We start from the raw sequence: 2,107 nt of genomic DNA, 5'->3' as shown, positions 1-2,107 counted from the left end.
GCACTTCATCAAGGCGAACGCGATCGGCAAAATACCGAACAGTTTGCCTACCGACAAAGCCACTGGCACCGTACAGCACGACATCATAAGTTTTTTCACGCATTCTAGTCTGGATTAAAACATTTGGTCTATTTCATTTTAGCGCACTAACAAATTCATTGTCGTGAGCTTAATTTAGACTAAGATGAGAGTACTTGTAGCAAGTAAAGTCGTTCTCTCGCTTGCCTATCAATTTGTGACTTAAACCATAAATTATGCTTGAAGTCACACAATTCCATGCGATCGCCACTATCCAAACCTACTCTAGTGAAAAAATCACCTGAAGTTACTCGTTCTTCTTCGGATCTTCTTGCTGACTTCCTCCGACTGAAAATTTCTGCCAATACTCGGAGAAACTATGGCAAAGCGATTGCCGATTTCTGTCGGCGTACCTACGATCGCGAAGTATCAGAGCCGCTTTTGAGTCAATTTCTCTCCCTAAACCAGCCAGAAGCTGTTTATCAAGTTCTCCACTACCGACAACAACTGATCGAAGCTAAGTTAGCCCCCAGCACGATTAATGTCCGGCTGTCAGCCCTAAAATCCTTCGTGGACTATGCCCGTCAAGTAGAGCAGTGTAGCTTCAATCTTGCCGATGTTACTTGCTTGAAAGTTGAGAGTTATGGCGACACTACGGGAATTGCGGTAGCTGGGTTTAGAAAAATGCTCCAAATTCCAGATCGCAGCACTGTCAAAGGGATCAGAGATTATGCAATTCTTAGATTGCTTTGGGACAATGCCTTGCGTCGCAATGAAATTAGTAGCCTGGATGTAGGCGATTTTAGCGAATCTGGAAGACTATCGATTTTAGGCAAAGGCAAGATCCAAAAAAGCCAGATCGATCTATCGCCAGCAACGACAATCGCGATCTCACAGTGGTTGGCTGCTAGAGACAACTATCGTTCGCGCAGCGTCTCCTGCGGAGAATCGTCCGATTCTCTGTCCTGTAGTACTGCAAATGTCGGGGAACCCGATGGTCGTATGCCACTATTTACCAGCCTCGATCGGCGCAGTAAGGGGCATCGACTTGATGGCAGCACTATTTATCGCTTGGTGCGAGAGTTTAGCGAAGCAGCGGGGATCGATAAGATAGTCTCTCCCCATCGGATCAGACACAGTGCCATCACCGCTTACCTCGATGCCAGCGACGGTAATATTCGAGCAGCTCAAGCTCTGAGTCGTCATACCAATCTCAATACCCTCAATCGGTACGACGATAATCGTCATAAATATCAGGCTCAAGCTACTAATACTTTGGCAGATCTAGTTTAGATTTACCCCGCGCCTGAATATTATCTTACTTTTATGCCTTCTTAAATTGGGGTGAATCTGTTAGCTTTTCGATCGAAAACCTCAAAATTTGGAAATCGGCTCTAACCATTGTCTGGTATAAACTACAGAAAAAGCATATACCGCTAATACAGGTTAGCGGTATATTAAAAGAAGATCGAAAATAATCGACAATTTATTAACTATTGATTTCCAGATTAAACCCCTGCCCGATCTTGTTTAACTAATTATTCCCAACCACTCTATGAATATCTCATAATTCAATGGAGCAACCCACTAGCACTACCACCAGTAACACCACTTTTGTCCTCGATGCCAACAAACTAATTGCCGCATTTACCAGTTTCCTCCAATTCGATGTGGCTTCCGGTGGTGCTAGTGGCGAAACCATCCGCACTTATTGGTGCGAAGCCAAACAGTACCTGCTCTGGTGTGAAGTTAATCGACTCCAACCCCTGGAAGTGACGCGAGATGCAATTAAAATCTACCGTCACCATTTAGTCCAACAGCAATACAAACCTGCCACCATTGCCCTCAAATTAGTCGCTGTGAGTCGGATGTACGATGCGGCGATGGAATATGGTCTACTCTCCCATAACCCCGTCTGGGGCGTAAAACCGCCCAAGCAACGAGGCGATCCGGCTGACTCGATTACTTATTTGACTGCTAGTGAGGCGGAGACATTCCTTCAGGCTCCACTGGCTAAATCTACTCCCCTGAAAATCCTTCGCGACCGCTTTCTATTGGGGTTGATGACCCTCGAAGGGATCAGGTCGAT

1 protein-coding gene and 1 pseudogene are annotated in these 2,107 nt (G+C 45.6%); both read left to right on the top strand.

All coding sequences use genetic code 11. The features are described from left to right. The first annotated feature begins 276 nt into the window (after positions 1–276). On the top strand, positions 277–1,311 hold the full coding sequence (locus tag RMO55_RS07460; protein WP_396134211.1) for a tyrosine-type recombinase/integrase: 1,035 nt from the start codon (positions 277–279) through the stop codon (positions 1,309–1,311). Positions 1,312–1,592: 281 nt separating this feature from the next. Beyond that, positions 1,593–2,107, top strand: a pseudogene (locus RMO55_RS07455) (phage integrase N-terminal SAM-like domain-containing protein); the annotation flags it as partial.

This window comes from Chamaesiphon sp. VAR_48_metabat_135_sub (assembly GCF_031418915.1).
Classification (GTDB): Bacteria; Cyanobacteriota; Cyanobacteriia; order Cyanobacteriales; family Chamaesiphonaceae; genus Chamaesiphon.
The sequence above is the reverse complement of the archived record's forward strand: the minus strand, read 5'-3'. Positions and strand labels throughout refer to the sequence as shown.